A 26,673-nucleotide genomic window follows, 5' to 3' on the forward strand; every position below is an offset into this window, starting at 1 on the left:
ATGGCGCAGGCCAAGGTTGAGGCGGTGCTGATTGAAGCCGCTAAAGAAACACCTCCGATGTACACACTCGGCGACCTGTTTGAACTGTGGTTGCGCGACGGCGTAGCACGTAACAACGACAACGCCGAATTGCGCCGCAGCTTCACCAAAGATGTGTTACCGCCACTGGCTAACAAACCGTTGAACGATGTCACCGAACACGACCTTAGGACCATTCTGCGCAAAGTCATTGCGCGCAATGCCCCCAGACGGGCGATCAGCCTCTTTGCCGATATCACCCAAATGTTGTCCTGGGCTGAAAAACGTCAACCGTGGCGCGCACTGCTCATTGATGGCAACCCTGCCCACCTGATCGACATCGACCTGCTGCTGCCCGAAACGTACGAGGAGGAACGCAGCCGCATTCTGTCGCACGATGAATTACGCGAACTGCATCAGAAATGCACAGGCATGGCGGATGTTTACAGCGCGCTCCCGGCTGGGCAGAAGTACGGCGGTATACGTCCGCTCAAGAAGGAAACCGAACTGACGCTCTGGATCTGCCTGGGCACCTTGTGTCGGATAGGCGAACTGCTCGCCGCCGAGTGGCGCCATGTGAACCTAGACAGTGGCGAGTGGTTTATCCCGGCCAAGAACGTCAAAGGCCGGCGTGGCAAGAAGCAGGACCACCACATCTTCCTCTCGCCTTTTTCACTGCATTACTTTCAAGTGCTCTACTCGCTGACAGGGACTACCCCTTGGTGCTTTCCGGATAAAGACGGCACAGGCCCGGTCTTCTCGAAAACCGTCAGCAAGCAGGTGGGGGATCGCCAGGAAATGTTCAAGAAGCGCAAGCCGCTTTCCAGGCGCCGCCATGACAACAGCCTGGTTTTAGCCAAAGGTACCAATGGCGCGTGGACACCCCATGACCTGCGCCGCACCGGTGCGACGATGATGCAAGCCTTGGGCGTCAACCTGGATGTGATCGACCGTTGCCAGAACCACGTGCTGGCCGGGAGCCGAGTGCGTCGTCACTATTTGCATCATGACTGTGCGCGTGAGAAGGCGGAAGCCTGGGCGCGTCTGGGCACCCAGCTTGAATCCATCATCTTTCCAAAGGGTATGGAGCATACGCAACAGGTGCCCGAACAAAAAATCTTGTGAAGAATTCAATTCAGTTGCGGGCCAATCCCAACGTCAACAGATCCTTGCGTAACAGCGAACGCTCAAGCACAGCCATTCGAGCCTGCCAGTCGGTCAACAGCAATTGGCTCAACTTTTGTTGGCTGATCAAGGGCTCAGCCAGAAAAAAGTTTTTGCACTCGCGAATGCTGATGACGAGGAAAAACCAGTCCCCACCCTGCTCCGCCAGCCAGTTACCAATCGTTGAGCGAGCGGATTCGTTAACCAAACCCTCATTCGAAGCTCACACATCAGCGCTACCAAACTGTCAGCCCAACCCGATACTGCGTTACGAATTTAACAAATTCAGACTCGGGCACACCAAGCGCACCATTTTGTCCGCCTTGCGACGATAGTTATAGTTATCATCCGAGGTCCAGACATAGGCCTTCAGCCAGATGGTCATGCTCAGGTACTGAAATCTGATACAACTTTCGCCGTCCAGCCTCTTCAGTGATCGATTCACTTTCCGCTCACGCTCAAATACAGTGGCCACCAGGCCAACTCGGTAGTCCAGCGACTTATCCTGCAAAGATTTAACCGAACGGAAATCCCCTTCGGAAAATCGATAGAGATGACGGCGTTCAAGCTCGAGCTCGGTTTTAATTTCATCGTCTTCGTAGCTGTATGGGTGACTGTGATAGTCACCCAAGTAGCAGACTTCGGGGAAAAACGTGTCGATAAAGCCTTGTTTCAACTCTTGCGCTTCATCGGTAAAAGCAACCGAGCTCTGGTCTCTTTCAACCGCGGTGGATGTGTCTGCCAGTACCACCCTGTAGATCATGTCTCTACCGATTAATGGCTGATTGTACCCCCACAGGTGCCCGAATGTTTCGACGCGCGCAGCCGAGTCGCCGCCGTTCAAGACGTGCTCCAGTTTGTAGGCTTCCAGCGCAGACGTGACAATGCTGAAAAATGCTTGCTCGGATATTGAAACTACTGAATCGATCACAACGTTCCTTAATGATTTAGACGTGGGAGGGATTACCTACTTCACGCTTATACTACAGGAATGGCTTTTGGCCATCAGTATGTCGATACCTTGAAGAAAGTGAAAGCGCATCCCCCCGCCAAGGACCATCGATAGTGGCGAGGATAGACATGGGCCGTACGCACGTTAAGTACTTCGTCAAGCGGGATGAGCCACTCGCAATGGTTCGCAGCCTAAGCAGTGAATGCAAAAAAGCCCAACGCTGGAGCTGGGCTTTGAGTTACAAATTTATTGTGGAGCCCTACTTTTGACTCATTTTGATTGCTTCCGCACTTTCGATAGTGCTTATCTGACTTTCGATCAACTTACCAACAGCGAGGGTGTAAGCCGCACGCTTTTGCTGTGGGGTAGTGTTGCGAAAAAAGTCAGACATTGGGGCTGATGCCACCACCACATCGTCTCTCATGACGTGGCCTTGGTTAAATAGTGTTCAAGTCCAACAGATTCTTAGGAATGGTTAACCAGCGCGTCAATGCATCGCCATCAAGATCACTGCCGATCTCACTTATCTGCCCATCACTGTCCCTTCCCATCAAATCGACGTGCAGATCAGTACTAAAAGATTTTTTCAGCTGTCAAAAAGTCTCTATTGAGAAGAAAAAATCGCCGCACCAACTCCGCACAGAGAATACTTCGTCCTTCGGTGATCTCGTGCGCAACAACAAAACCAGACCAGCTCTGGCCGCTGGTATACATACACGACTTGCACAGCACGCCCTCGAACAAAGAAACTCTCAATGTTATTAATGAAGCTTTGGAACCCGTCTTACTCATCATAATAAATGCGGTAGTGGCGTCGCCGCATAGAGCGTTCACGCTGAGCACACTATAAAATCAGAAGACATCAAATTTTATCACAAAATTAACTGCCGACAACACTTACCCCCCTAGTGCACACCTGAGTTGTAACGCCACGTAAAAATCAAGCATCACTTTAACATCAAAGCCAACACCTAACTTCATACCTAGACTCATTGGACCGTGCATGCCCCCACAACCCAAGTACCGACCTAGCACTCAAACAACTGAACACAATTTAAAATATAACCAAATTAGAGAATAGTATTTTTATCTTCACCTTAAGTGATACTGTCACCACAAGCCGCGCACAGCGCGCGACACATAATGCCACTACACCCTAAGGGCGAATCAAATGACAACACACCATTTCCTGTTTACTTATTCGATTTCTCCAATCGAAGGCTCTGATAACGCAGCCAAAACAGCTGACAAAGTAAGAAAAGACATCGCCAATATAGTAAGCCCTGACTGGGTCAAACTCTCTACAGTCGAAACCACTTTTTCCGGTCGGGTGACACTGACAGCGGAAACTGTCTGCGAAAAAAGAGAGGAAGCAAGGGACATTATCGATCGTGAGCTGAGAGGTGTCATTGATTCCTATAAAGCGCGTTGCGATATACGGGCCAATATTTCCATACTGGTTGATGGACTGGGGCCGCGCATGGATATCATCATATAGTCACGCGTTTACCTTTAGTCGTTTACAATTTAAAACATGGCAACATCACGCCTTCGCACTGTCACCCCAAAAACTTGGCCAGCTCCATCTAGATTTATCTTCACCTGACAGTCACCCTCTACACCCAGTGACTGTCAGATCAAGCCAAGAGTTTTTCAGCTAATAGCCCTATAAAAAACTAACGATCTTTACGTCTGGGTAACATTTCCTTCAAGCCTGCACTCATTTTGTACATGACTCGCACCGAGGTTATGTAATTGTCGATCTCCCAGATCAAAAGCTGCTGCGCTATATCTTGATGATCCTCAAGAACGGCCAAGTTGCGCGCAGTATTCCCGTCATGGTTCTTCGCATCAATATCCACGTTGAACATGAAGTGCTTTTCAGAAAAGTGCTTAACTGCCTTGAGGTGACCTTTTGCGGCTAACCAGTGGATCGGTGTATTACCTCCCTTATCACGGGAATTAAGACATCCGCCCTCCCTGTATCGTTTTTCCAGCGTCTTCAGCTTTCCCTGCTTACCAGGCAGATGGACGTAGTTATCATTTTCGATGAAGCGACCAACGCCCCTCGCTTCGAGGTTTGACTTATCCCCCTCTGCGCCGTTCGCCTCTAATCGCTCGATGAAGGAAGTCCGGTTTAAACAATAAGCGATGTCCAGTGGTGTATGCCCTGCAAAATTCCTGGCATTTAATGCTAACAGCTCGAGCGACGACAGATGGTTCGTGTTGTCGAGAAGCACTGCGGCGTGCCAGTCACCCATACCGTGATCAAGCGTATCGCCGACACAATGGCTTGTCGGCGCTAGCGTTTGTTCAAGCAGCGTGAGTAATTCGGGTGCGTAAGCCATGGCATCTTTTCCTGAATAGTTCACCTAGCAGCAATTCGTAATAAGACTATTGCATAGGTGCAGTTAATTCGAATTATTTTTTGAAAGGTGCAGATCACGCAACATGAACACCGCTCCCGAAGCCCAGCGGTATCTTGCAAGCCAACCCGCTTCACCGGATTCGGCCCAATAGCCTGACGCTCTTCTGCCGTAAGCCTTTGAACCGGCGCTGCACGATGGCCATTGACTGTGTTCTGTTCCGTCCCAGCTTTAGCTGAAGCAGGTATATTTCCAATCTACTTGAGATTCAACAAAAGCCATCCGACCGCATTCCATACTCCCCACAATATAAATGCGCCAGTCAAGCTGCTTAAAACTCTAGCCAGCCATGAAATATCCCTGTTTAAAATAGCTAACACACCTGCGATTCCAACAACAAAAAATCCCAAAGCAAGAAAAATTATAATAAACCAGCCCATCGCATCCTCAGTAATTATTAGTCTAAAAATAGATCCAGCCACTCCCCCAGGGCCTCTCGAGTACCAGGAGGGCACGTGCCGTGCGGTGTTGCTTTGCTTCAACGTTTCAGACCCCAGGTAGACCCGGTGTAATGGGCCGCTGCTGGGTCTGTCCTTAAACTGACGGCGACAGAGACTGGGCGTTCTCTTATCCCCCTGTCGGGATCAATTCCTGCAAAATCACCAGCTTTTTTTCCAACACCTCAACGCGTTCTTTTTCATCCCGCAGCGCAGTACGCAGTTCTCGTTTTTCCATTTCCAGAATCTGTACCCAGCGCACATCTTTTTTGAATCGCTGAGCCATTCGCCAGAGCTCATTTATTCTCAGACTCTGCTGCACAAGGACCAGCAAGACTGCCATCAGCATGATCAATACCACGGTCAGAAATTCCTCCGACATACCCATATCCACGTCCTTAATGACTTTGATTCATTCCGAAAACAAATACACGATATGTAATGTTTCACGACAGGTCTAGAATGTAGACTTATACAGGTAAAGTTTTCAAACACATGGAGCGGGTATGAAACGCAAGCAATCCATCGAACAAGTGCGCTGGGATCTGGCACTTCGCTATCGTTTGATCGAAACCGTCGCCTGGTGGGAAGGCCGACTGACCACAGGACACTTGATTCAAAGCTTCGGCATTAGCCGCCAGCAAGCCTCCAAGGACATCAACACCTACATCAATGAACATGCGCCCCGAAACTTGACATATGACAAGCAACGCAAAGGCTATGTCCCAAGCAAGCAGTTCAAACCACTATTCATCGATGACAGCGCCAGTGCCTACCTGCACCTCCTTTACCAGAACAATGAGCGGGCACCGCACATTGATGGATTGGCCCTGGCCTACGCCCATACCAAGGTGCTCGAAGTGCCAGACCGGCCGATTCGGCCTGAAATTCTGCGGCCCTTGCTCGCAGCTTGTCGAGACGGTTTGCGCTTAGAAATCGAGTACGTTTCGCTTAACACCCCAAACGTGGAAATCCGCCTGATTGCCCCGCATACCCTGGTGTACTCCGGGATGCGCTGGCATGTGCGCGCTTACTGTGAGAAAAATCGTCAGTACCGCGATTTTGTGTTGAGCCGACTACGCGGTGACCCAGACCTGCTGGACGCTTCAGAGAACACCCGCGAGCTGGATGAAGATTGGAAGACCGAAGTACCGATCATTTTTACCCCCGATAGCCGCTTAAACGCCGCGCAACAATGCATTATCGAAACCGACTTTGGCATGACGGAGGGGAAACTGGTGGTCTCCAGTCGCAAGGCATTGGTGAAGTATGTATTGGCCCGCTATCAGGTCGACCCGAGAAACCAGGCCACCAACCCAGAGGCCCAGCAGATCGTGGTCAGCAACATCAAGGAACTGAGGCCATGGCTCATGCATGATTGAGGCCCATCTCCTGCCAAAGACGTAGCGCACGGAGGTAGTTGTCGGTTTCAGCCGTCAGTAACTGATGCGCCAGCGCATGATGGCTGTTGAGCAGGGCAATATTTCGCACGGTATTGCCCTCGCCGTTCTTACCGCTCAGATCAAGGCCATACATCGCACAGTGGGTAATGAAATACCCGGCGGCCCTCAAGTGACCATTGATCAGCAGCCAATGCAGCGGCGTGTTGCCCTGTCCATCACGATCATTGAGGTTCGCGCCCAATCGGTAACGAGCCTGCAAGGTTTTGACATTGCCATACCGGGCAGGCAAATGAATGTACTTATCGTAGGGCATCAAGCTTCCCCGCCCGACCCAGTCCAGTGGCTGCCGCTTGCCTTGCGCACCCAGAGACTCCAGCGTGTCTATCAGGCTGCTTCGGTTCAGACAATAGGCTAGGTCAAGCGGCGTGTTGCCAATCAGATCACGCTGATTCAATCCCAGCGGATTGAAAGGCGGCGCACCTTCGAGCAATACACAGCGGTGCCAGTCGCTGAGACCAAGCTTGGCCCAATCATCGTGTCGATCAAGCATGGTGATGGGTCGCGCCGTATCTGACCGCCATGCACAGACCATTGACCAGACTCATGTCATGGGGCGTGATGCAGCGCACAGCGGTCAGGTCCGGGCTGGCGACGATACACGCCAGGGATTTGGCGCGACTGACGGCCACGTTCAAACGGTTTTTCGAGTACAGAAAACCAATGTCACGCGGAAGGTAATTTTCATTGGAAGTCGCCATCGATACGATAACAATTTCCGCTTCCTGCCCTTGGAATTTATCCACTGTTCCCACCCGCGCGCCTGAGGGCAAAACTTGTTTGAGCACTTGTACCTGCAAGTTATAAGGCGCCACCACCAGGATATTATCAACACCGATCGCCTGTTCCTCACCGTCGCTATCGATAAACCGCTGCCGCGAAAAATACGCATAAAGTGCCTGGACCTGTGCCGCCTCTTCATCCGAGCTCTGACTATTGCCATCGTGCTTCACAGGGCAAAACATCAGCCCACTGTTCGGCACCTCCGGTCGTTGCCCATCAAGTGACAATACCCGGCGATCGGTACCTGGCGCTGAAGACAGTTGCCCTTCGTACACGGCATGCGAAATAAACGAACATACGTGCGGGTGCATCCGCCAGGTTTGCGCCAAGAACACCCCACGATCAGACGCGATGGTGGGCGTGCCATCCAGTAGATAGTCGAGTATGGAATCGCCAGAGCGGCCCGGGTGCACACCTTGCACTGGCTGCGACAATTGCATCTGGTCGCCCATCAGAACGATGTTGCGTGCAGCCATGCCCATCGCCACCAGATTCGCCACGCTCACTTGTCCGGCCTCATCGATGAACAGGTAATCCAGCTGCTCGGTAAACGTCTCGTCGGCCAGTATCCAGACGGTACCGGCGGTCAAGTCAATCGAGGGGCTCCAGGCCGTGAGAAAGGCTTTTTTGTCCTCGATGGAGTGAATACAGCGGCCATTGAACTCATTGCCATCCCCGTCCGAAGATTTTTTCAGACCAGTGAAGGTGAGTCCGTCTTCTTGCGCACGTGCTTCAACCGCCGCCAGCAGGTTATTAATAGCGTGGTGCGAATTGGAGGTTACACCGATACGTTTGCCCGCCTTGAGCAAATCGACAATGACGTGCGAGCCGGTGTAGGTTTTGCCGGTACCCGGTGGCCCCTGAATAAACAGCACGCTGCTCTCAAGGTTGCGTACCACCTGCTTGATCGCGTCCAACGGCACCAGGTTCGGGGCCAGCAGGGGCGTGCCCGGCTCGATACCGCTCACCCGTGGACCGCGTCGATGCAGGAAGTCTGTCACCGCCTGAAAACGCTGCTCGCCAGCCAGCACGCTGTCGGCATAGCGAAACAGCGCCTCGCGCAACGAATCTGTCGGGATAGGCCGGCCGGGAATCATATCGAAAAAGGCCGGCGGCGCCTTTTTCTCGGTGGCCTTGAACGTCGCCAAGCCCTGCTCATGATCCAGACGATACAACTCAATGTTGTCCTGAGTCTCGGCGACCAAGCCCTTGGAGCCTGTACGTAATTTGGTCTCTTGCGGTTCGAAGCGGTACTCAAACAAAAATGACCGACTGATCGGCTCACGCGGTGTTTCCGTGCGCTGCAACCCTGCAAGGCTTTCTATGTCTTCCAGCAGCTCCTCGGTGGTCATGTCCTGGCGGCTGAACATCTGCCACCAAGTCGGCTTGTCGGCACGACGGTGGAAATCGAGCAGTTGGAAAGTCAGCAGGCGAACTGGGTCCTTGACGGGTGGCTCGCCAAGTAAACGATGGCGATAGTGCTCCAGGCGAATTTCCAAGTCTGTTTGCTCGGCTACGGATTTTTCGCTCGCGGGCTCAGGCCCAACAAAAACGCCCGTATTTGACGGTTTGATTGCCAGCAGCCAGTTACGCAACAGGTAAGTGGAGAGCACATCGTCTTCGTTATAACGCTCGATTTTCTCAAGCAATGCCGACTCGCCAGTCTCTTTCCAGCGCTCATAAAACACGATACTCGCGCTGGCATTGGTCACGTCGCCGTCGCGCTTGCCCATGTAAAAATGCTCGATATTTTTAATCGAGTAGCTGGGCTCAGACACCCGGATAGCTTCGCGCACGACCTTGTACAAGTCGATCAGTTTGCCGTTGCGCAGCAACCAGTCCACTTGCGCTTCACGCGTCCCGTGTTGACTCATCAGGCGCTTGATAGCGGTTTCTTCATAACTGGCGTAATGGTAAATATGCGCGTCGGGGTAACGTTTTAAATGGCCGATTACCCAGTCAATAAACTGCTCGAAGGCGAGCTTTTCTTCATCTCGGGTATGCGCCCAAAAGGGTTTGAAGATTTGTTGCCCGCCCTCGTCAATGTACAGGCCGAAGAGGTATTCCAGACCACCCTCTTCCAGCGGATTGCCCTCCATATCGAAGAACAGGTCGCCCTCCACGGCATAGGGCATCCGATAAAAGCCACGTCGCTCACTCAACATGGGAAGCAGCTCGAACAGCGGGGCCTCACTAGAACGGCCCTGAAACTGCAAACGCGCCTGATGCCGCAGCTTGCTCAATGATTCGGTCTGCAGTTTTGGAATACGCAGGTCGTCAGTGCTCTCCGCCAACTGGTGCAATGTGGTGACACCAGCACCCTGTAATTTCTGGATTTGCGAACGGCTGATACCCGCTACCGCCGAAAGGTGGTCGTCATGCTGTCGTTGATCGTCGCAGCGATCACGCCAGGCACAGAAACCACAATGCCCGCACGGCTGCGGGTAGGTAGGCGGTCGCTCGGCGCCGTTCACGAACCCGTCAAAGCGCTGCAACACATGCTCCAGATAATCGGCGTAGTCGGCGACGCGAAACGCCTGTTCAGTACGCGCAGCATCACCAAGCACGACGTACATATACTGGGGTTGTACGCCCTGGATCGAGGTCAACATTCGCGAATAAAACGACACCTGCACCAGAAACTTGGCCTTGGCTGTTTTCGCCAGTTTGGTGTCGATCACCTCATAGCTGTGGTCGCCCAGCGCCGACGCCCGTGGCACTTTACGCAGGAAGTCGGCATGACCAATAAACGCGCCTTCCTGAAACGACGCTTGGAAGATAACCTCGGCGCCAGCTTTCATAGCCTCAATGGTCAGCGCCACACGACGGGCAACACTCGGATTGCCTTCAGCAATGTCAACCACGTTGGCATATTTGCGTTTGAGCTCCTCGAAAAAGGCCGCCTCATGGGCCAGGCCTTTGTCCTGGATCAGACGGTTCTGGTCGCTTGCTGCCGCCTTCTCCATAGGCATCACAAGGTGCTGAAGGTCTAGCGCCGTCAGGTGCTGGCACTCAAGAAAATTGCAGATATCTGAAGCAGAGTACAACTGAGTTCCGTTGCGCGCTTGCATGGTCGGTTCCTGTTCGGCGAAACGTCCAGGAACGCTTCATGCTGATTGAGTATCGTGCGTGTATCAGGCGTCGACCGCACATCCGCAGAAAAACTGCTCAAACAAGGTCGTTGGCAAGTGTTGGGCATCAAGCAAGCCAAAGTGTTTGCCCACGTTGCGCCCCACCGCCAGCAGTGTTCTTGCCGCGTTCTCGGTACCCGCATATCCGGCGCTAAGGACGTAAGCAACGCGTGCCTGATCGGTCTTCGCTCGTAAATACGCGTTACCCGTGATCAATACATCCACCAGACACACGTGTACACGCTCATCACCCAGGGTGAATGGCTCCAATGTCGGTGTAGCCAATGCCGCACGCAATCCATCCTGGCCACCTCTGACGATTTGCTCAAGCGCTGCCAGTGGCCGTTCGAACAGATCGAACTCCTGAATGGAAAACGCAAAGCAGTAGCCCATCGCAGTCGCGCGGGTTGGCGGTTGCTCATTGCGTGGATTGGCTACCTGCCAGGCAACGAAGTTGGCTTTACTGTCGAGCGCGCCGCTGAGACGAAAAGTCAGATAATCCTGAAGAACCTGACTGAACGGATGCCCGGTCGGCACCCATCCAGTGCCCGCACGCTCGCGGCTCTTCGCATCATTCGCTGCCCCTGCAGCCTCCGAATCTGCCGCCAGCGGCACTCCAAAGCACTGCAGGTCATACCCAAGCATAAACAGGCAGGCCTCAAACGCGTGGCACCGTGCAGGCAACGCACCTTGGCCGGCGAACCAGTCTGTGCGCTGAAGCAAGGCTTGGATTATCCACCCCAATCGCACTTGCCAGCGGGCCCATGACTCATAACTGATTGAAGAAAACTGTGGCGCAGCCAGCCCGTTCACAAACGCCCCGGGGTTGCGGATCTGGCTGCCGCGAGCGGCTCCGGACGGGAACGCCAGCAAGGGTTTGCCGCCCCCCGGCCATTGCTGGCGAAACAGCGAATACAGCATGCCAATCGCCGCGCCAACGCGACTGTCATAGATGGGTGACCCCGATGCATCAAGCAAGGCATGAACCTTGGTAAGACCGGCATCGAAACGCTCGACACTGCTTGCATCCAGTTCATTCAGATCACTGCTACCGTCAAGCGACATCAGGCCTGCCATCTTTTTCAGGTAGCTGGACAACTCACCTTGCGCAGCCAACCGGTGCAAAAACGGAATGGCGCCTCGCACGCCCCCCCAGCGAAGAATCTGCAAGCACGCCTGCAGCGCTTGTGTTTCATCCCCTTGGTTGACCGCGCTCGTCAGCCACTCACGCAGTTGCCCAAGAGAGCGTTGCGTGTCAGCCCAGGTTTGTGAATCCACTGGGCTTTGGTTGGCATCCTGCCAAGTTGCCTTCCAACGGTAATGCTCTAGCACCTGCTCGATCCCCTGGACATCAGCCATTAAACCGCCCGGCACAAATTTGCTCGATTTAAAACGTAAGGTGAAAGTCAGCGTCGGTAAGTTCGCTGCCAGCCAATTGAGGAAAGCCCCAACTTCTGGTTGTGCCAAGAACTGTGTACGCGTCATGCAGGCTGCCTTGCAGGTAATGTCGAATGGCCATACCCTAAGCAAATGCACTGGCCCCGTCCATGTTGTTTGTCTGTACAGGTAAACAAATAGCGCAGGTTATGGGCTCCCGGATAAACACTATTCTGCCAACGCCAAGCCTGGCTCAAATATATGTAAAGCTTTAAGACACTTCATACCGGTTTACCCATCGCCCATGACATCAAGGATCGGCCCCCATGGACCATCAAGCTCTGAAGACTCGTCATCGTCAGGAACGAGAAAGCCATCACCCTAATCTCACCTTGCGTGTCCATCGAGCGCTGAGCTGGCTCAATCGGGCCGAACAGGCAGACGATGTCGACGGACGCTTTGTCTTTCTCTGGATTGCCTTTAACTCGGCCTACGCCACCGATATCGACGAGCAGTACCGGCTTTCCGAGCAAACCACATTCAAAGCGTTCCTGGACAAGCTGTGTGCACTCGACACTGCAACTCTGATCGAAAACCTGGTCTGGTCCGAGTTCTCCGGTAGCATTCGCGCCTTACTGGATAACCCCTTCGTATTCCAGAGTTTCTGGAATCACCAGAACGGCAAGATCAGTGAGCAACAGTGGAAAGAGCGCTTCGCCAGCGGTCGGCGGGCAGCACAACAAGCCTTGGCCAACCGCAACACCCCCGCCGTACTCGGCGTTCTGTTCAATCGAATCTATACACTGCGCAACCAGGTAATACATGGGGGCGCAACCTGGAATAGCAGCGTGAATCGAGATCAGTTGCGCGACTGCTCGAACCTCCTCGGCAAGCTGGTGCCGGTGATTATTTTGCTGATGCTGGATAACCCCGAAACACTCTGGGGGGATGCTTGCTATCCGGTTGTGGCTTAGGACGCCCGAAAAGAGCGCCCTGATCACCTACCAGGCCCCTGACACTTCACCATCTCGGCGCCCCTTGATCGCCGGTTAGCCGTGATGCGAGGAAACTCCCAGTGCCATTAAAAAGCGGCTCCCCCTGATCAGCCCAGAGGGGGAGATTGCTTCAAGCACTTCTTCCCAGCGGCGAAAAACACGGTGCGCCGGCCTTCAGCTCCGTCAAAAGTTGCTCATATGCCACATCGCCGTCTGCCTCCCTGGCCGGGATCACTTCACCATGTAATTGAGCGCGCAAGTCATCCCAACGCTCCAGCAAGACCTGCCAGTTATACTCGTCATAAGTCCCTCGAAAGATCACCGGGTGCACATCAATCTGCGGTAGCTGTGCGGGCGGACGGTTTTGTTTCAGTGCATCGTCAAGCTGGCGACTCCATTGACTGCCCACGCGATCTACGCGACCTATCTGTTGCTCGACCACCCCAGGGTTCCACTCAGGGTGCATGAGAATGACGGTCTTGCAGGTCAAATGCAGGTTAAGCCCCTCACGACCAACTGTGGATTGGGCCACAAGCACACGGGGAAAGCTTTTGCTGCGATTAAAGGCCAGTTGCAGCAAACGCCGAGTGGATTGTTCAGTGCCGCCATACATCAAGCGAGCGAATCCCCCTTCCTGATGGCCCGACTCAGCTTGCAGGCGAGCCAGCAGCAACTCCCATTGCAATGCAGTTTCCTGGTTATCCGCAGCCTCGGGGTCGTCGTCCGTACGCTGGTCGCTGGCAGCGCTCAGCAGCTGGCAAAAAGCCGTGCAGGTGTGCTCGGCAGTCAGGTGCTCGACATCCTCGCCAGTGAGGTCGAGAATCGCCCGGGCAAACAGCGCGACGGGATGCTTCTCGACTGCCTCTGCCACCTCCCGGGTACGCTGCGCCGCCTCAAGGTGTTTGAGCATCGCCCGCGGGAGCGGATCGTCATGAGGCAGCCCCGCTTGGAGCCAGTCGAGCAAGTGTCGGCGAAATTGCTCACGACGGGCACTGTGGCTGTTGTATTGAGTGGCCAGAAGTTCAGGGATGCGGCTCAGAGCCAGCGGACTTTGCAACTGACGGTGCGCAACCCGCACGGCAGCCCATTGCGAATGCTCATCGGAGTCGTCGTCACGGGTTTGAATAACACTCTGCGGCCAGTATCGACCCGCCTGCAGACTGCGCAACATTTCCCGCGCGTTCAGCAAACGGACCAGGGCACGCATGGGCGCGGTGAAACGGCCGAACACCAGGACCTTTTCATCTTGCCCGTGCGCCGCTTCGATGGCCGCGATTGTGGCCAGGATTGCCGGGTGTTCAAACAAATGGTGACGTGTCTGAAACGCTTGAGCAGCCGTCTGCAACCACCATTGCACGCGTTGTTGGCGCTTGTTATCGACAGTACTGGTTTGCTCGTCAACCGCCAACACCGAAGAATCCTCCGGCTCGTTGATCTGCGCTAACAAGTCAGCAATGCCGTGCCCGTTGGCCAAGGTCAACCGCAAGCGTTTGGCGGTTACGTTTTCGTCCAGACGCGCGGTCACCGAGAGAGCTTCTGTCGCGCACACGGCCTGGCGCCAAGGTAGGCTCAGAGTGCCTACATCCACACTGACCGCGCTATCTGTGTTGCGATAATTTTTGCCCTGAGTCAGCTCGGTGAAGCGCGCGACATCCACATCTTCACGCTTGTCCCGACGCAACAGGTAGGGGCTCAGCGCCGATTGAAAGGCATTGGCAGTCACCTGATAGTGCTGACGGGCTGTGTCACTGGAGCGCCAATGGGCGCGCAGATGACGAATGGCCTGGGCAAAGTCATTGATCACCAGTTGCAGGCGATTACGCACCGGCTCGTCGAGGCCAAGCCGCTCGAAGGTTTGCCGCCACTGCTCGACATCCAGTTCCACCGGGGTTGCGGTCATGCATAGACGACGGTTCTGCAACGTGCTCTGCAGCACATTACAGAGCAATCGGCTCAAGCCGCTGTCACTGCCGCGACTTTTGTGCGCCTCATCAATCACCACCAGGTCGAAGGCCCCCAGGCCAAACCCGACCACCTGTTCCAGCCAGTCCCGATGAGTGGTACCGCTGCTGTAATCCGTCTGATTTCTGGGATCCGGCCAAGCATTTTGGTTGTTGAGGTTGGCCAGCCAGGTGTAAGCCGGTTGCCGAGGATCTTGGTTGATGTGCTTGACGATACTCACGGCCGCCTGTTCGACCCAAGAGTCATAAGGACAGGAGGCATGGAAACCGTTGGGGTATTTGAAACCTGCGCCCTTGCGCCAGTGCGCCAAGACTAACGGCACCAACTCTCGACGCCAGCGCGAGGTGTGCTCGCCCATGCGCCAATTGGCAAAGGCCTGCGACAGCACCAGGGTGGGGGCCTCAAACCAGGGCTTGTCTGGTGTGATTTCCTCACCACTCCAAGCTTCAAGGTAGCGGTAAAGCCCACGCAGCATCGCCGGGGCTTCGACGCCGCCGCGCTTCAATTCGTCGTGCCACTGATAACCCAACCCAGGTGGTGCCACAACGGCCACGCGACCGCCAGCGTGGTTAACCGCCCGAATCAACTCCACCGCGATACGGGTCTTACCCATGCCGACCTCGTCAGCCAGCACCACGCCGTGGTCGCCAATACGCTCGGCTAGCGCATGCAGACTGGCGCGCTGACCTGGATTCAGGTGGGCGGCCGCCTCACCCTCGGCACAGGCGAGTTGTTGCTGCTGGGACGCCCTTTCGCGCAGTGCAACCGCAACCGCTGCCCAGTTAAACGCTCCAGACTTCATGCCGGGGCTCCCAGGGGGTGTGAGTGATCTAGCGCCCAATGCGCCTCGATATGGTTCAACGCCGCCTCGTAGCGCTGTCCTGCCAGGTGCTCTGGCGTTTCCGCGAAGTGGGGCCTGAACGCCGCCTGGCGCAAGGCATGAATGGGGTTGAGGTTGAGGGCCAGAAACGCTTGCAATAACCCGCAGCCACTAGCCTGGATGAGCGACTGCTCCAGACGCGCACACCAGACAGGCCAATCGATGGGCGCAAGCGCGGTCTGTTTCGCCGCAATGCCCTCGATTAACTCCATCATTTGCCGGATTGGATAGCTTGCCGTGCCTTGAGCACGCCCAAAGTTCTCCTGCCGGCTACCTGAACGCACGCTGTGATCAAAGGCATCGGGCAGCTCCTCCTCACTGGGCAGTTGCGGAAAACCCTCGAGCTGACGCCACGCATCCTCCAGGCTGATGTTCGGCAGCTCCGTGGCCGCCAGGCGACCAAAGCCATCGAGCACCGGCACGGCCATAAACTGCTCAGTATTTTCCACTTGCCAGCGGATGAGCACCTGGCGTGGCCGCTGACCACACCATGTAAAACCTTGCCCGTCGACGTAAGTGCACGGCTGATGCGAAGGATCGAGCACCACATAATCAACTTCTAAGTCGTCTTCACTGCTTAACCAGCCTTGCTCCGGTGTTTGCGCTTCCCGCCACACCAAGTATGCCACGCGGGCTGCACTGAACACTTCGCTGCCCACTTCAAACGCCTCACCCGCCTGCAACGCTTCAGGCCTGCATGTAAGTTGCCGTTGAATCGGCAGGTAATAGCCAATCGACTCAGGGTCGGCGACGGCCATGTGTGGCGGGTGCCAGTTCAACGGCGTCGGTGCGAACACCACCCCAGCCTCAAGATTGCCCAGGTGACGTCCCATTTTCAGGGTAAAACCCTGCGGGGTAAGATTGCCTGACCCCAGATACAGCCAGGGATTGGCAGTCTTGTTCGAGTGCCCCGTCTCACTGGCGCTGAAGATAAACTTGGCATGTAAAGTACGTTTTTGCGCGTGGGGAAAATACCCCGGCTGAGCCGCTGGCCGCACGCTGATGTCGGCCGCAGTCAACATCGCCAATGCCTCAACAACACCCTGACAGCCGCCTTCGTTGACGAACAGATTGACATCGCTGGACATCGTCAACAGCCGCGGCCCTCCCCCTTCACCGCGCAAACCGCGGACAACCTGCAACGGCACCGACGGCGTTTTTCCGAGCAATGAGGACTCGTAAAATCCCGCCCCCATGGCCAGGTAGTTACGCGCAACCCCTCGCCCCGAAGCGCTCACCACCTTCGCGGGCAATTGGGCGAGCAGCGACGCTGTGCGGTTATCGAAAAACCGCGCGCTCAAACCAGGAGCTTTCAATTTGATCTGCTTGAACAACAGCGTATCCATATCCGTGATGGCTTTTGCCGTCAGCGGGTTGGCGAGCAGTACACGACCGTCGTATTGCCGACGCAGCCACGACAGTAAATCCCAGGCACCAGAGATGTCCGTGCGCGCCTGCTGCGTCGTTTCGGTAGGTGACCGCAGGTCATCACTGTGCAGGTCCAGACGCCAGACCAGATCAAGACTGTGTTCCAGGGTCTGACGCGTCCAATTACCGGTGGAGACCAGCAAACGCACACTCCAGACGTCACTCCGGGCGGTGCTGCGGTAAGTCAGCACTGCCACCTTGGCGTGCATCAAGTTGAACGGCATAGCAGCTTTCGCCCAAGGTAAATGCAACAGCCCGGGGACTTCGATGGGAGTGATTTGGGGCGCACGTGGATCCAGTAATAACGCCAGTGAGGTATCCCCAGTGTAGGCACGCTGGTTGGCTTGTCGGTGAGTGAAGCGTTCAAGGGCATCGTTGAGAAAGCTATCGTCAGCCGAGAAGCCACACAACCAGCCGAAATGGCCGGTAAAACCGTCTGGCGTTTCGAAGTGCTGAGCCAGTGATGCCGGAACCTGACTCATAGACTCACCTCGGCCACTGCAGCGGCTGGGGACTGTGCGAGCCAGATGCCCAATTGACCTTGCAGGTCCAGATCCAACTGATATAGGCGTTCCACACGCGGAGAAATCCAGGCCGGTAACGCACCCTCGACGACCTGACCTTGAGGCTCGCCAGCAGGTTGATCGGTGACCGCCAACACCTGAAACAGGAAAGCACTGCCGGGCAGCACCTGCGTGCCCTGCAAGCGCAGCACCCGACCGTCTCGGTTTACCAGGCTGGCCAGCACATGGGACGCCTCAGGTGCACTGCACTCATGGCAAAAGCGCGCGGCGACCGCATCGGTTCGCTGCGCCAAAGGGTTATCCAGAAACAGACGGGCCAGCTCGCGCAAATGCCCGATACGGGTTGAGAGCAGCTCGGGGATGCTCTCCCCTAACCGAAACTGTGGTCGACTCGATGCCGCCATGTACTGCTCCAAGCCATCCAGCACCTGGTAGGCGGCATCCTGAGCCTGAAAGAACAGCGCTCCGTAGTGCAAGTCGTTCCAGTGTTCGACGTCAATGTCATTCGGCCGAGCGCCCCAGTCAAACACCGCAGGATGAGCGTAGCGGGCCTGCACCCAGCGGCGTATGGCAGCGCGCTGCAACCCACCACGGGCAGACGCGAGGTCGGTATTGAGGCGACGCGACAACAATGCTCGCGCTTGGGCAGGCAATAGCTGCAAGGGTGAAAGCACTGCCGCAGTGGGAGCTTTCAATTGATTGACCGAACGGCCCTTTTGTGCCCATTGCAATAAGAGTTCCAACTGCGCGCCGTCATCCCCACAGCAGGCGTTAATAAACTCATAACCAAACGCCGTGCACATAAAGGCATTGAATCGCTCTCCCTGGGCACGTACCAAACCCAAGGTCAACAACGCCTGGCCAGTGCCCATGCGCATTGGCTGGCTGACATAAAAGCCAGGTTTGCACAGCGCCTGGAAATCAAAATCGGCCTTGCCGCGCAGCTTTTCCGAACCCCGCACGCGGGAATCACCTTGGCCCTGGTTGTGCTTGAGGGCGAAATAACAACCCAAGGCTTCAATAGCATTGGCAACCGTAATGTTCGACACATTGATCTGGCGCTCGCGCAACTTTTGAGCAAGTGCAATGCCCAGCATCGCCAGCAGCAGCTGTTTGGCGTACCACACCCCACCCATGCCCGGTACCGCACGCTCATTGTACTCACGCACAGCAGCACCAAGGTCCAAGGTACGGGTTCGTCTCTCGCCCCCCAATTGCTCGGGGCCTAAAAGCCCCCACATCATGCTCATCAAGAGGCTTCCTTAGCGGTTTGGTCGGTGTACTGTCGGCGTAGTTGAGAACACGAGGCACTTTCGTGCAGGGTCCGCTAAGTGCCAGCGAGGATAGAGGGGGAAGTGTGAACTGGAGCCCACTTCCGGATGGCGGGCGAGCGTGCAAATATACGCATGGCCAAGAACAGTAGCAAAATGCCACAATTGCGTCCATATCTGTCTTGGGACGGCTTGCAATGCCCTTCCCTTCATAGCATAACCGTCTGCGCGCACAAGGAAGTTGCACATGTCTGCCCCTGCGTTGATTGATACCCCTCTCATACCTGCACCGTCAAAACGGACATCCACCCTGCTCATATCAGCGACAGTTCGGCACACTACGTGCCCTGCACCCTGATACCGGACACGACACAAGATGTCGTCGGCAGGCTCGATCCTCACTCGCCTGTTCTCCATACAAATTAGCGAGAGATACGTTCATGCCTGAGTCCTTCTACCCATCACAAAAACGCTCGCGACATCCAACCATGTTCCTGGCCATCGACATGTGGGGGATCGAAGGCGAGTACGCTGACGGGAACTGGCATGTTTTGCTTCACCGGTTCGCAGTGGACTGGAGCCAGAAGCATCCTGAGCAGGCCACTGCCACCCTGTGGTCAAGCGTTCAACCCTGCAGCATTTTCACCAACGGCTCTTCCTGCTACATCGCTGGCAGCGCCCACTTACCAGATGCTTTTTTTCAGCAACTGGAGGTTTTTCTGCGCGCAGCATTCGGCGACTGTGCACGTATTGGCGGTGAAATTCAGGTCAACGTGGATGAGTGGCGGGTGTACCTGCACTTCGAGAGCGGTGGTATCTGGGAAAAATATAACGGTTACGAATGGCGCGCGCTCGAGTTGTGAAGCGCCTTGGGCAGCAGTCAACGAACACATATTCATAATTAGACGCAAGGATTCGTACTGCGATGTTGAATACTCAACGCACCTACCTCAATTACCTGAACGCCATTTTTCCTGTTATTGCAGATACCGCTCTCCAGTCCGATGAGGTAACGCGACTGCAGAGCGATATCGAGCACACCGAACTGCTTGTTCCTGTAATCGGTGTCTTCAGCGCCGGCAAAAGCAGTTTGCTGAATACTTTTCTGGGTGAAACTATCCTCAGTGTTGGCCTGACACCTGAAACAGAATTGGCTACAGAGTTGCGCTACAGCAGCGACCCGCACCTATTGGCCATGCGCCTGGACGGCAGTGCTGAACGCATGGACATCACGGCGCTGGCCACCCTCAAGGCGCGTGCCCACGAATTCACGCACCTTCAGTTGTACCTGGACAACCCACGTCTCAAGGCCTTGCCCTCACTGGTTCTGGTCGATATGCCGGGCTTCGGCTCTTCGCTGTCCAACCACAACAAAGCCATCGCCTATTACCTGCCCCGTGGTGTGCACTTCATCGTGGTCACCAGCGTTGAGGATGGCAATATCACTCAGTCGATGCTGCGCCAATTGGACGATCTGCACACCTACGGCCGCGCGTTCACGTTCCTGCTGAACAAGACCAACCTGCGCTCAGATGAGCAGGTGCAGGACGTCGCCGAACTGGTCGATGAACAGATCAAGATCAACTTTGCCGATACCCGTCCATTGGTGCGTGTTGGGCTCGACGCAGCCCCTCGTCTGACCGAAGTCCTGGCCTCACTGCAACCGGAACAGATCATCCGTGATGTGTTCGAAGATCGCCTCAAAGACCTGACCCACTCACTGCTCAACCAAATTAATCTGGCACTGGCATCATTGCAAAAAACCCAGGGCGAAAATCAACACGCACTAAACGAACTGGCCCAGGGCATTCGAAAAGTCGAGCGCCAGCGCGACAACATTCTCGAAGACTTACGCGATCAGCAACTAGAACGAACCGTGGAATATTGCCTCAGTGCCGCGGGTCGCGAGCTGGATAGCGTGCAGTCGGAACTGGTCAGTGCGGCCGTCGCGGGCAATCAGGAAGCGTTTTCGCGAATTGTCTCCGAGGTCGTTCGCGGCTCAATGACGCGCTCAATCAAGGACCAGATGGACCATCTCAGTAGCACCGTGGTGACGGACTTTGCTCAAGCCTTGGGCGATCTGGGCCAGAGCATGGGACAGTTCAACAATGAACAGAACTGGCTCGGGCAGATCACGGACAGGATCAACCGTACGCTGCACAAGACCGGAGAAACCCTGGGCCACTGGAATGGCACATTGGCTGAGCGCAATGGCCGCGAGCTGGAACGCCTTAAGCAGGAAACTGGCTGGGAGCATGGAAAGCCGCTGCCCCGTGTGACATACCAAGGCTTGACCACTGTTCTGGCAGTCACTACCTCGGTGGTCAACCCCCTCATCGAACTGGCGATCATCTTCCTCCCCAATATTCTCGCGTTCATCAATGAAGGGCGCCTACGCGAGCAACTGCGTCAGAAGGTAATCAACGAAGTAATTCCTGCGGTCAAGCGTGGAATGCGTGAGCGCCTGCACACCCTGCTCCACGAACAGATGAACACTTTAGTGACCCAGGTTAGCAGCGAGTTCGAACGGGAGATCGGTGAAAAACAACGCCTGATTGACGAGATGATAGCCAATCGCCAGCAGGATGCCGAGGCAGCACAGCAGCAGCTCGAGCTCTTGATCCAGTGCCGGGAACAACTGCAACAACTGGCCAAACAAGCCCTTTACGAGGTTCAGTCATGACCCCGCAACACGTCCTTGAACTGAACCAGCGCCTGCACCAGTGGATGCAAACCTACCACCCGGAGCTGGAAAAAGACCTTGCGCCCATGCTGAACCGGCACGCCATCGATCGTAGCGAAGACCTGGAACAAGCCTTCAGTGATCTGGTGGAGGAAAACCGCCTGCTGCAAATTGGTGTCGTGGGTCGCGTCAAGGCCGGTAAATCCTCCCTGCTCAACGCTTTGGTGTTTGATGGCCACGCCATTCTCCCCAGGGCTGCAACGCCGATGACGGCAGCGCTGACCACCCTGACCTACGGCGACACGTTCGGCGCCGATGTACAGTTCTACAGTGCAGCAGACCGGGACAACATCCAGCAGGATGCCTTGCGCTATCAACAGCGCTACCAGGAAGAACTGACCAAAGCTGTAGAAACCTTACGTCAGCGCCGCCAACGCAGCGGCCAACCGGTCGATGACGCAGGGCTTTATCGTGATGCAGAGAAGAGCGCCAAACGAGCCCTGCAGAGTGAACACACTCTGGTGGCCGCCAGTGAACAATGGCAGCACATTGAAGCCTCGACCGTTGACCTCGGGGCACTAGACGCCCTGGGCCACCTTCAAGCACCTGACGCGGCCACCTTGGCCGTTTTGCTGAGCGATTATGTCGCGGTGGGCGGAGCCTTTATGCCGTTGACCAAGAGTGTCGACATCTTCCTGCCGCTGGAGTCGCTGCGTAACGTGCGCATCATTGACACCCCCGGGCTTAACGACCCGGTGCAGTCCCGCGAAGAGCGCACCACGGCGCTGCTGAAAAACTGCGATGTGGTGTTTATCGTCAGCCCGGCCGGCCAGTTTCTCAGTGAACAGGACATCGAGCTGATGAGCCGAATCACGCAAAAGGAAGGGATTCAGGAACTGGTACTGATTGCCAGCCAGGTCGACAACCAGCTGTATGGCAGCGACACTCATCAACCGACACTTCAGGGCGCACTGGATAAAATCACCCAAACCCTCAGCGTGCATATGGTCGATACCCTACAACGCTTGAAGGCCCAGCATCCGGAAATCGGCGCGACCTTCGACAACCTGATCCAACAAGGTACAGGCAAGGTGCTGTACACCTCTGGCATGTGCCACAGTCTGTCCGAGCGTTTTGACCAACAACACGCCTGGGACAGCGCTGAACAAAAAGTCTGGGAGAACTTGCGCACCCACTACGCCGACTTTTTCACCCCGGAACAAGCCGACCGTTGCCGGGGCAACCTCGATCTGCTGGCGAATACCCACGCATTGCGCGCGGTATTGGACACTGTGCGCGAGCAGAAAGACCACATCATCGAACAGCGCCGTACCGAGTTAGTCCGCGCCAAGTTGACCGCCCTGGAAGCGCTACGCACCGACCTGTTGACGTTCAGCCGGGACAAGTATCAAGAAATCCGTAACACCGATATTGAAAAACTGAAGGCCGCACGCCACGAGCTGGACACCAAGATAGTGACCGCCTCCTACGACCTCGACGTTATGCTTAGCAAATGCGTTGCGGAGTTTCGCGAACAACTCAAACGTGAACTCACTAAACACCTTGATGCAGCCTATAGCACTACAAGCAAGGGCGTCAAAGACGCCTCGGAGGAAACCTCACATTCCAGGGAGGTGGTCCGCGACAGCACTTTCGCAAAAATGGCTAACTGGATGTGGGGCGGTGGCACTGAAACCCAGCACTACACCGTATTTAAATTGTTTTGGCGTCAGGTCCATAACCAACTGGAGGAGTTTGCCGAGGGACTGAGCGGCACCCTCAAGCATTCAAGCGAAACTCTAACCCAAACGTTTCGCGACAATCTAATGAAAGAGTCGACCCGAGTTGCCCGCCTGCACCTGGAGGACAATCTCGATGCCGGCTTGATCATTCTCACCAATCAGAATCTGGCAGCGGGCTTTCGTCTCCCAGCATTTGAGTTAAACAGCCAGGCATTAGGCAAGCTCAAGGGCTCCGGCAGTTATCTGCTGGACGACGCCGCACGGCAATTTCTCGATGACGCCAAGCATCTGCTGCACGACCTCCATGGGCAAGCCAAACGTCAAATCCGCCATCTGATCGATGACGTCACGCACTCACTGCCGCACTCTTACGGCAATGCGTTTTTCGCTGATTTGCAGGCCCGCATCAGCCAACTTGAGGCACAAGTCAGCAATGTTCTGCATACACTCGACCGCTTGCAACGCATGGCCCAAGAACTGGAGGCAGCATGAATAGCGAGCTGTTTCCGCCTGCGTTGCTGGCACAACTGGACAAGATCGGCCAACTGTTCGTCTGGCGGCGCAAGACTCTGCGCGACAGTATGATCGAGGCACTGCAGGTAGCAAATCGCAGTCACGAAGCCCTCTCCCTCGACCATCAAGCGACCCTGGCACGTTTGCAGGCCTTGAACGTGGAGCATGCGCAACTGACCGAGCTCCAGGCCAGTACGGTCGCTGAACTGAGCGATACTTGCCAGACACTGCAGGGCCTGCAGAATACCCTGACCCAGGCACAGGCCCAGCATCAGCAGGCTCAGGAACATGCCCGATTGCGTTTTGACAATTTGTCAGTCAGCTATACCCAACTGGTCGAGGAGCGTAACGGCATCGAAGCCGCTCGCCTGGCGCTCGAGCAAGCCCAGCAGCAAACTCGTCAGGCGCTCGAGGCCGAGCACACCCGTAATGCCCAGCTGACGCTCGAGCGCCAGGCGCTACAAGCCAGTCTTGACACCCTTAACAGGGAGCATGAGCGACTGACCGAGCATCAAGCTACCACCGCCGTCGAACTGAACCATACCCAAAGAACCCTGGAAGAGGTCCAAGCGTCGCTGGCACTGGCCCTGGATCAGCATCAACACCAGCAGCAACAGGCCGCCGAGCGCTTCGAAACCCTGTCAACACAACACAGCCAACTGGAACAGACCCGCAATCGCATCAAAGAGGACCTGGACCAAACTCGTCAAAATCTCCAGGTGACGAACGACACATTGCTGGCTGAGCACGCCCGCAATGACCAATTACTCCTCGACTGCCAGGCGCAACAAGCCCGCCTTGACGCTTTGAACGAAGAGCATCAGACCTTGAGTGAGCGCCAGGCCGCTACTGTGGCAGACTTGAATAACACCCGTCAGGCCGTACTGAACGTGCAAGCGTCGTTGGCGCAAGCCCTTGACCAGCATCAGCGCGCGGAGAGCCAGGCCGGTGAACGTTTCGAAGTACTGTCGAACCAACACCTGCAGCTGGAACAGGATCACAACCGTCTCCAGTCGGCCCGTCAAACGCTCGAACAGACACTTGAGCAGGCGCATCTTGAGCTGCGCACCACGGGAGAATCACTTATTGCGCTGCAACAGGCGCATGGCCAGGAGCAACAACAACACGCGCAACTGGCAGACCAGTTCCAATCCACCTGGACTCGCTTTCAGCTGATTTCACGGCTGCTGGCCGCCAAGCCGCGGGAAAGTGCCGGGCTTGCCCGTTTCAGGGAGTTACTGGACAACGACTACATGACATTTGCCGACGGCGAGTCGTGTCTGGGCGCGGAAGCCAAAGCCCTGAGAATGTTGCAATCGATCGAACAGGAACTGGCTTTGCTGGTCGGGTTCCCCGATATTCACGAGCGCACCATTGTCGGGATTGTCGGCGGTTTCAGCAGTGGGAAATCCGAGTTTATCAACAGTTTCATTCGCGACCCCGAGGTGCGCCTGCCAGTAGGTATGCAGCCCGTCACAGCGATCCCCAGCTATGTGCTGGCGACTGATCAGCGAATGATCCGCGGCTACTCTGCGAACGGTGGCCACATGGAGCTGGATGCGGCCTTTTACAAAAACATCTCCCATGCGTTCATCAACTCATTCAGCTTCGACTTGAAGAGTTTAATGCCGTTCATGTGCGTCGGCGTGCAAATGGCACCTGAGCTTTTCAGCAACATCTGCTTCATCGACACGCCAGGCTACAACCCGCCTGCCACTGCGGCCGAACACAGCCAAGGCGACAAACGCACGACCATCCAGTTCGCCCAACAGTGCGAGGCCATTATCTGGCTGATTGGCCTCGATGCCAACGGCACTGTGCCAGTGTCCGACCTGGACTTTATCCATGAGATCGGTGTGGAACAGCGCTCGGTGTATGTCGTGCTGACCAAGGCAGACCTCAAGCCCGAGGATGAGATCGAAGAAATCATGGACGAAGTCCAGGATGTGCTGCAGAGCGAAGGCATTAATGTGGTAGGGGTCAGTGCATACAGCTCGACTCAACGTCACGAGATCGCTTACCGGGACACACCACTGCTGGAGTATTTCTCACGGATCAACCAGCAAGGAGATTCAAGCCAGCACCTGGAAGGCCGACTGCAGGAAATTTTCACTATGTATGAAGACGCCATCCAGACAGATATCAACGGTATTCGTGCGCAAAAAACCGCCATCAACGGATTGCGCCTTGACTGCCTGGAGGTTGGCGGAGCAGACGTCTATGGCCGGATGTTCGAGCCTATTGCCAAGCTTGACCGCCATCTGGACACCGCACCCCAGGAAGGCTGGCTCAAGGAATCCAGGCGACTGCTGGAAGACTTCCGCGAGGCGGTACGCATGACTGCAGCCCCCCAAAAGACTCAAATTTAATGGACATCCACGAGCACCGACGCATAAGGCTGACTGCTCGCGGACAACTGCCACAGTTCAATGTACGCCCCAACATTTGAAGCGAGACAACATGTCAAACAATGCCTTTGAAAAAGACTACTCAGACGATTCGTTCTGGGACAAAGTGAAAACGTACGCCAAGTCTGCCGGCGAGACCGCACTCGAGCCCGCACTGAAAATGTATTACGCAGCCACTGACGCCGACACTCCCACCTGGGCCAAAACAACGATTTATGGCGCCCTCGGGTACTTTATCTCGCCGATTGACGTCATTCCGGATATCACGCCATTTTTGGGCTACACCGACGATGTTGGTGTGCTGTGCGCGGCATTGGCCGCGACTGCGAGCCATATCAAGACCGAACACGTAGACAAAGCTAAAGACACCTTAAAACAGTGGTTTTCCTGACTTAACCGTCAACGCTAGGCTTACAGAACGCTGAACTGGGATCAGGCACGATCGAGCATGTCGAGTCTGATCCCTTGCCAAGCAGGATTAGTACGACACATTTTGACCCCCGCTGGCCTCATCCTGCT

The 26,673-nt window shown here is 55.5% G+C and carries 19 protein-coding genes; 9 read left to right on the top strand and 10 right to left on the bottom strand.

Going from position 1 to position 26,673, the window contains the following annotated elements:
* Positions 1 to 1,143, top strand: coding sequence for a tyrosine-type recombinase/integrase (locus tag ACP7BE_RS06100; protein ID WP_426105138.1), 1,143 nt, complete (start codon positions 1 to 3; stop codon positions 1,141 to 1,143).
* A gap of 10 nt (positions 1,144 to 1,153) precedes the next feature.
* Here ACP7BE_RS06100 and ACP7BE_RS06105 read toward each other — a convergent pair whose 3' ends face one another.
* The gene (locus ACP7BE_RS06105) at positions 1,154 to 1,390 is read right to left on the bottom strand and encodes a hypothetical protein (RefSeq protein ID WP_426105140.1); all 237 of its coding nucleotides are present in this window, start codon (positions 1,388 to 1,390) and stop codon (positions 1,154 to 1,156) included.
* A 60-nt stretch (positions 1,391 to 1,450) separates the two neighbouring features.
* The gene (locus ACP7BE_RS06110; RefSeq protein ID WP_133145007.1) at positions 1,451 to 2,113 is read right to left on the bottom strand and encodes a hypothetical protein; all 663 of its coding nucleotides are present in this window, start codon (positions 2,111 to 2,113) and stop codon (positions 1,451 to 1,453) included.
* A gap of 1,192 nt (positions 2,114 to 3,305) precedes the next feature.
* Here ACP7BE_RS06110 and ACP7BE_RS06115 point away from each other — a divergent pair.
* Positions 3,306 to 3,632, top strand: a complete 327-nt coding sequence (locus tag ACP7BE_RS06115; RefSeq protein WP_426105142.1) for a hypothetical protein — start codon at positions 3,306 to 3,308, stop codon at positions 3,630 to 3,632.
* 178 nt (positions 3,633 to 3,810) lie between these two features.
* On the opposite strand, the gene ACP7BE_RS06120 is transcribed toward ACP7BE_RS06115, so the two are convergent.
* Together ACP7BE_RS06120 and ACP7BE_RS06125 are read right to left on the bottom strand one after the other, a co-directional pair.
* Entirely contained in the window at positions 3,811 to 4,482 is a 672-nt protein-coding gene (locus ACP7BE_RS06120; RefSeq protein WP_426105144.1) for an ankyrin repeat domain-containing protein, read from the bottom strand.
* A gap of 645 nt (positions 4,483 to 5,127) precedes the next feature.
* On the bottom strand, positions 5,128 to 5,379 hold the full coding sequence (locus ACP7BE_RS06125) for a hypothetical protein (RefSeq protein ID WP_306300950.1): 252 nt from the start codon (positions 5,377 to 5,379) through the stop codon (positions 5,128 to 5,130).
* Between the two features lie 124 nt (positions 5,380 to 5,503).
* Here ACP7BE_RS06125 and ACP7BE_RS06130 point away from each other — a divergent pair, with 124 nt between their 5' ends.
* Positions 5,504 to 6,379 (top strand): helix-turn-helix transcriptional regulator, encoded by an 876-nt coding sequence (locus ACP7BE_RS06130; protein WP_133145004.1) that lies wholly within the window; start codon positions 5,504 to 5,506, stop codon positions 6,377 to 6,379.
* Here the strand turns inward: ACP7BE_RS06130 and ACP7BE_RS06135 are convergent.
* The 3 genes from ACP7BE_RS06135 to ACP7BE_RS06145 form a co-directional block, all read right to left on the bottom strand.
* Entirely contained in the window at positions 6,366 to 6,950 is a 585-nt protein-coding gene (locus ACP7BE_RS06135; RefSeq protein ID WP_426105146.1) for an ankyrin repeat domain-containing protein, read from the bottom strand. The two genes, ACP7BE_RS06130 and ACP7BE_RS06135, sit on opposite strands and share 14 nt — an antisense overlap.
* Positions 6,943 to 10,311 (bottom strand): TM0106 family RecB-like putative nuclease, encoded by a 3,369-nt coding sequence (locus ACP7BE_RS06140; protein ID WP_426105148.1) that lies wholly within the window; start codon positions 10,309 to 10,311, stop codon positions 6,943 to 6,945. Before ACP7BE_RS06140 ends, ACP7BE_RS06135 begins: the two co-directional genes overlap by 8 nt.
* A gap of 63 nt (positions 10,312 to 10,374) precedes the next feature.
* Positions 10,375 to 11,730 carry a hypothetical protein gene (locus ACP7BE_RS06145; RefSeq protein ID WP_426105150.1) on the bottom strand — a complete coding sequence of 452 codons (1,356 nt, stop codon included), beginning with the start codon at positions 11,728 to 11,730 and terminating at the stop codon, positions 10,375 to 10,377.
* A gap of 344 nt (positions 11,731 to 12,074) precedes the next feature.
* Between ACP7BE_RS06145 and ACP7BE_RS06150 the strand changes: the two genes are divergently transcribed.
* Positions 12,075 to 12,722 (top strand): hypothetical protein, encoded by a 648-nt coding sequence (locus ACP7BE_RS06150; protein ID WP_426105152.1) that lies wholly within the window; start codon positions 12,075 to 12,077, stop codon positions 12,720 to 12,722.
* 151 nt (positions 12,723 to 12,873) lie between these two features.
* On the opposite strand, the gene ACP7BE_RS06155 is transcribed toward ACP7BE_RS06150, so the two are convergent.
* From ACP7BE_RS06155 to ACP7BE_RS06165, 3 genes are read right to left on the bottom strand one after another with little or no spacing between them, the layout of a single operon-like run.
* Complete coding sequence (locus ACP7BE_RS06155; protein ID WP_426105154.1) at positions 12,874 to 15,507, bottom strand: helicase-related protein; 2,634 nt, start codon at positions 15,505 to 15,507, stop codon at positions 12,874 to 12,876.
* A complete protein-coding gene (locus ACP7BE_RS06160) occupies positions 15,504 to 17,495 on the bottom strand; it encodes a hypothetical protein (RefSeq protein WP_426105156.1) in 1,992 nt (663 codons plus the stop codon). The genes ACP7BE_RS06155 and ACP7BE_RS06160 overlap by 4 nt, the downstream gene beginning before the upstream one ends.
* Positions 17,492 to 18,787 carry a hypothetical protein gene (locus tag ACP7BE_RS06165; protein ID WP_426105158.1) on the bottom strand — a complete coding sequence of 432 codons (1,296 nt, stop codon included), beginning with the start codon at positions 18,785 to 18,787 and terminating at the stop codon, positions 17,492 to 17,494. The genes ACP7BE_RS06160 and ACP7BE_RS06165 overlap by 4 nt, the downstream gene beginning before the upstream one ends.
* 509 nt (positions 18,788 to 19,296) lie before the next feature.
* Here ACP7BE_RS06165 and ACP7BE_RS06170 point away from each other — a divergent pair.
* From ACP7BE_RS06170 to ACP7BE_RS06190, 5 genes are all read left to right on the top strand, one after another.
* Positions 19,297 to 19,671: a hypothetical protein gene (locus ACP7BE_RS06170; RefSeq protein WP_095023682.1), complete on the top strand. Its 375-nt coding sequence runs from the start codon at positions 19,297 to 19,299 to the stop codon at positions 19,669 to 19,671.
* A 62-nt stretch (positions 19,672 to 19,733) separates the two neighbouring features.
* Positions 19,734 to 21,491, top strand: coding sequence for a dynamin family protein (locus ACP7BE_RS06175; protein ID WP_426105160.1), 1,758 nt, complete (start codon positions 19,734 to 19,736; stop codon positions 21,489 to 21,491).
* Positions 21,488 to 23,725 carry a dynamin family protein gene (locus ACP7BE_RS06180; protein ID WP_426105162.1) on the top strand — a complete coding sequence of 746 codons (2,238 nt, stop codon included), beginning with the start codon at positions 21,488 to 21,490 and terminating at the stop codon, positions 23,723 to 23,725. Before ACP7BE_RS06175 ends, ACP7BE_RS06180 begins: the two co-directional genes overlap by 4 nt.
* Positions 23,722 to 26,115 carry a dynamin family protein gene (locus ACP7BE_RS06185; protein WP_426105164.1) on the top strand — a complete coding sequence of 798 codons (2,394 nt, stop codon included), beginning with the start codon at positions 23,722 to 23,724 and terminating at the stop codon, positions 26,113 to 26,115. Before ACP7BE_RS06180 ends, ACP7BE_RS06185 begins: the two co-directional genes overlap by 4 nt.
* Before the next feature lie 91 nt (positions 26,116 to 26,206).
* Complete coding sequence (locus ACP7BE_RS06190; protein ID WP_095023678.1) at positions 26,207 to 26,545, top strand: YkvA family protein; 339 nt, start codon at positions 26,207 to 26,209, stop codon at positions 26,543 to 26,545.
* The last annotated feature ends 128 nt before the right edge of the window (positions 26,546 to 26,673 follow it).

This window comes from Pseudomonas sp. TWR1-1-3 (assembly GCF_049896805.1).
Taxonomy (GTDB): domain Bacteria; phylum Pseudomonadota; class Gammaproteobacteria; order Pseudomonadales; family Pseudomonadaceae; genus Aquipseudomonas; species Aquipseudomonas bubulae.

Excerpts from the sequence above, each read along its gene's own strand:
- ACP7BE_RS06120 (WP_426105144.1), bottom strand. The coding sequence starts at position 4,482 with ATGGCTTACGCACCCGAATTACTCACGCTGCTTGAACAAACGCTAGCG.
- ACP7BE_RS06155 (WP_426105154.1), bottom strand. The coding sequence starts at position 15,507 with ATGAAGTCTGGAGCGTTTAACTGGGCAGCGGTTGCGGTTGCACTGCGC.
- ACP7BE_RS06180 (WP_426105162.1), top strand. The coding sequence starts at position 21,488 with ATGACCCCGCAACACGTCCTTGAACTGAACCAGCGCCTGCACCAGTGG.
- ACP7BE_RS06185 (WP_426105164.1), top strand. The coding sequence starts at position 23,722 with ATGAATAGCGAGCTGTTTCCGCCTGCGTTGCTGGCACAACTGGACAAG.
- ACP7BE_RS06160 (WP_426105156.1), bottom strand. The coding sequence starts at position 17,495 with ATGAGTCAGGTTCCGGCATCACTGGCTCAGCACTTCGAAACGCCAGAC.
- ACP7BE_RS06165 (WP_426105158.1), bottom strand. The coding sequence starts at position 18,787 with ATGAGCATGATGTGGGGGCTTTTAGGCCCCGAGCAATTGGGGGGCGAG.
- ACP7BE_RS06100 (WP_426105138.1), top strand. The coding sequence starts at position 1 with ATGGCGCAGGCCAAGGTTGAGGCGGTGCTGATTGAAGCCGCTAAAGAA.
- ACP7BE_RS06145 (WP_426105150.1), bottom strand. The coding sequence starts at position 11,730 with ATGGCTGATGTCCAGGGGATCGAGCAGGTGCTAGAGCATTACCGTTGG.
- ACP7BE_RS06125 (WP_306300950.1), bottom strand. The coding sequence starts at position 5,379 with ATGTCGGAGGAATTTCTGACCGTGGTATTGATCATGCTGATGGCAGTC.
- ACP7BE_RS06135 (WP_426105146.1), bottom strand. The coding sequence starts at position 6,950 with ATGCTTGATCGACACGATGATTGGGCCAAGCTTGGTCTCAGCGACTGG.
- ACP7BE_RS06130 (WP_133145004.1), top strand. The coding sequence starts at position 5,504 with ATGAAACGCAAGCAATCCATCGAACAAGTGCGCTGGGATCTGGCACTT.
- ACP7BE_RS06150 (WP_426105152.1), top strand. The coding sequence starts at position 12,075 with ATGGACCATCAAGCTCTGAAGACTCGTCATCGTCAGGAACGAGAAAGC.
- ACP7BE_RS06170 (WP_095023682.1), top strand. The coding sequence starts at position 19,297 with ATGTTCCTGGCCATCGACATGTGGGGGATCGAAGGCGAGTACGCTGAC.
- ACP7BE_RS06190 (WP_095023678.1), top strand. The coding sequence starts at position 26,207 with ATGTCAAACAATGCCTTTGAAAAAGACTACTCAGACGATTCGTTCTGG.
- ACP7BE_RS06115 (WP_426105142.1), top strand. The coding sequence starts at position 3,306 with ATGACAACACACCATTTCCTGTTTACTTATTCGATTTCTCCAATCGAA.
- ACP7BE_RS06140 (WP_426105148.1), bottom strand. The coding sequence starts at position 10,311 with ATGCAAGCGCGCAACGGAACTCAGTTGTACTCTGCTTCAGATATCTGC.
- ACP7BE_RS06175 (WP_426105160.1), top strand. The coding sequence starts at position 19,734 with ATGTTGAATACTCAACGCACCTACCTCAATTACCTGAACGCCATTTTT.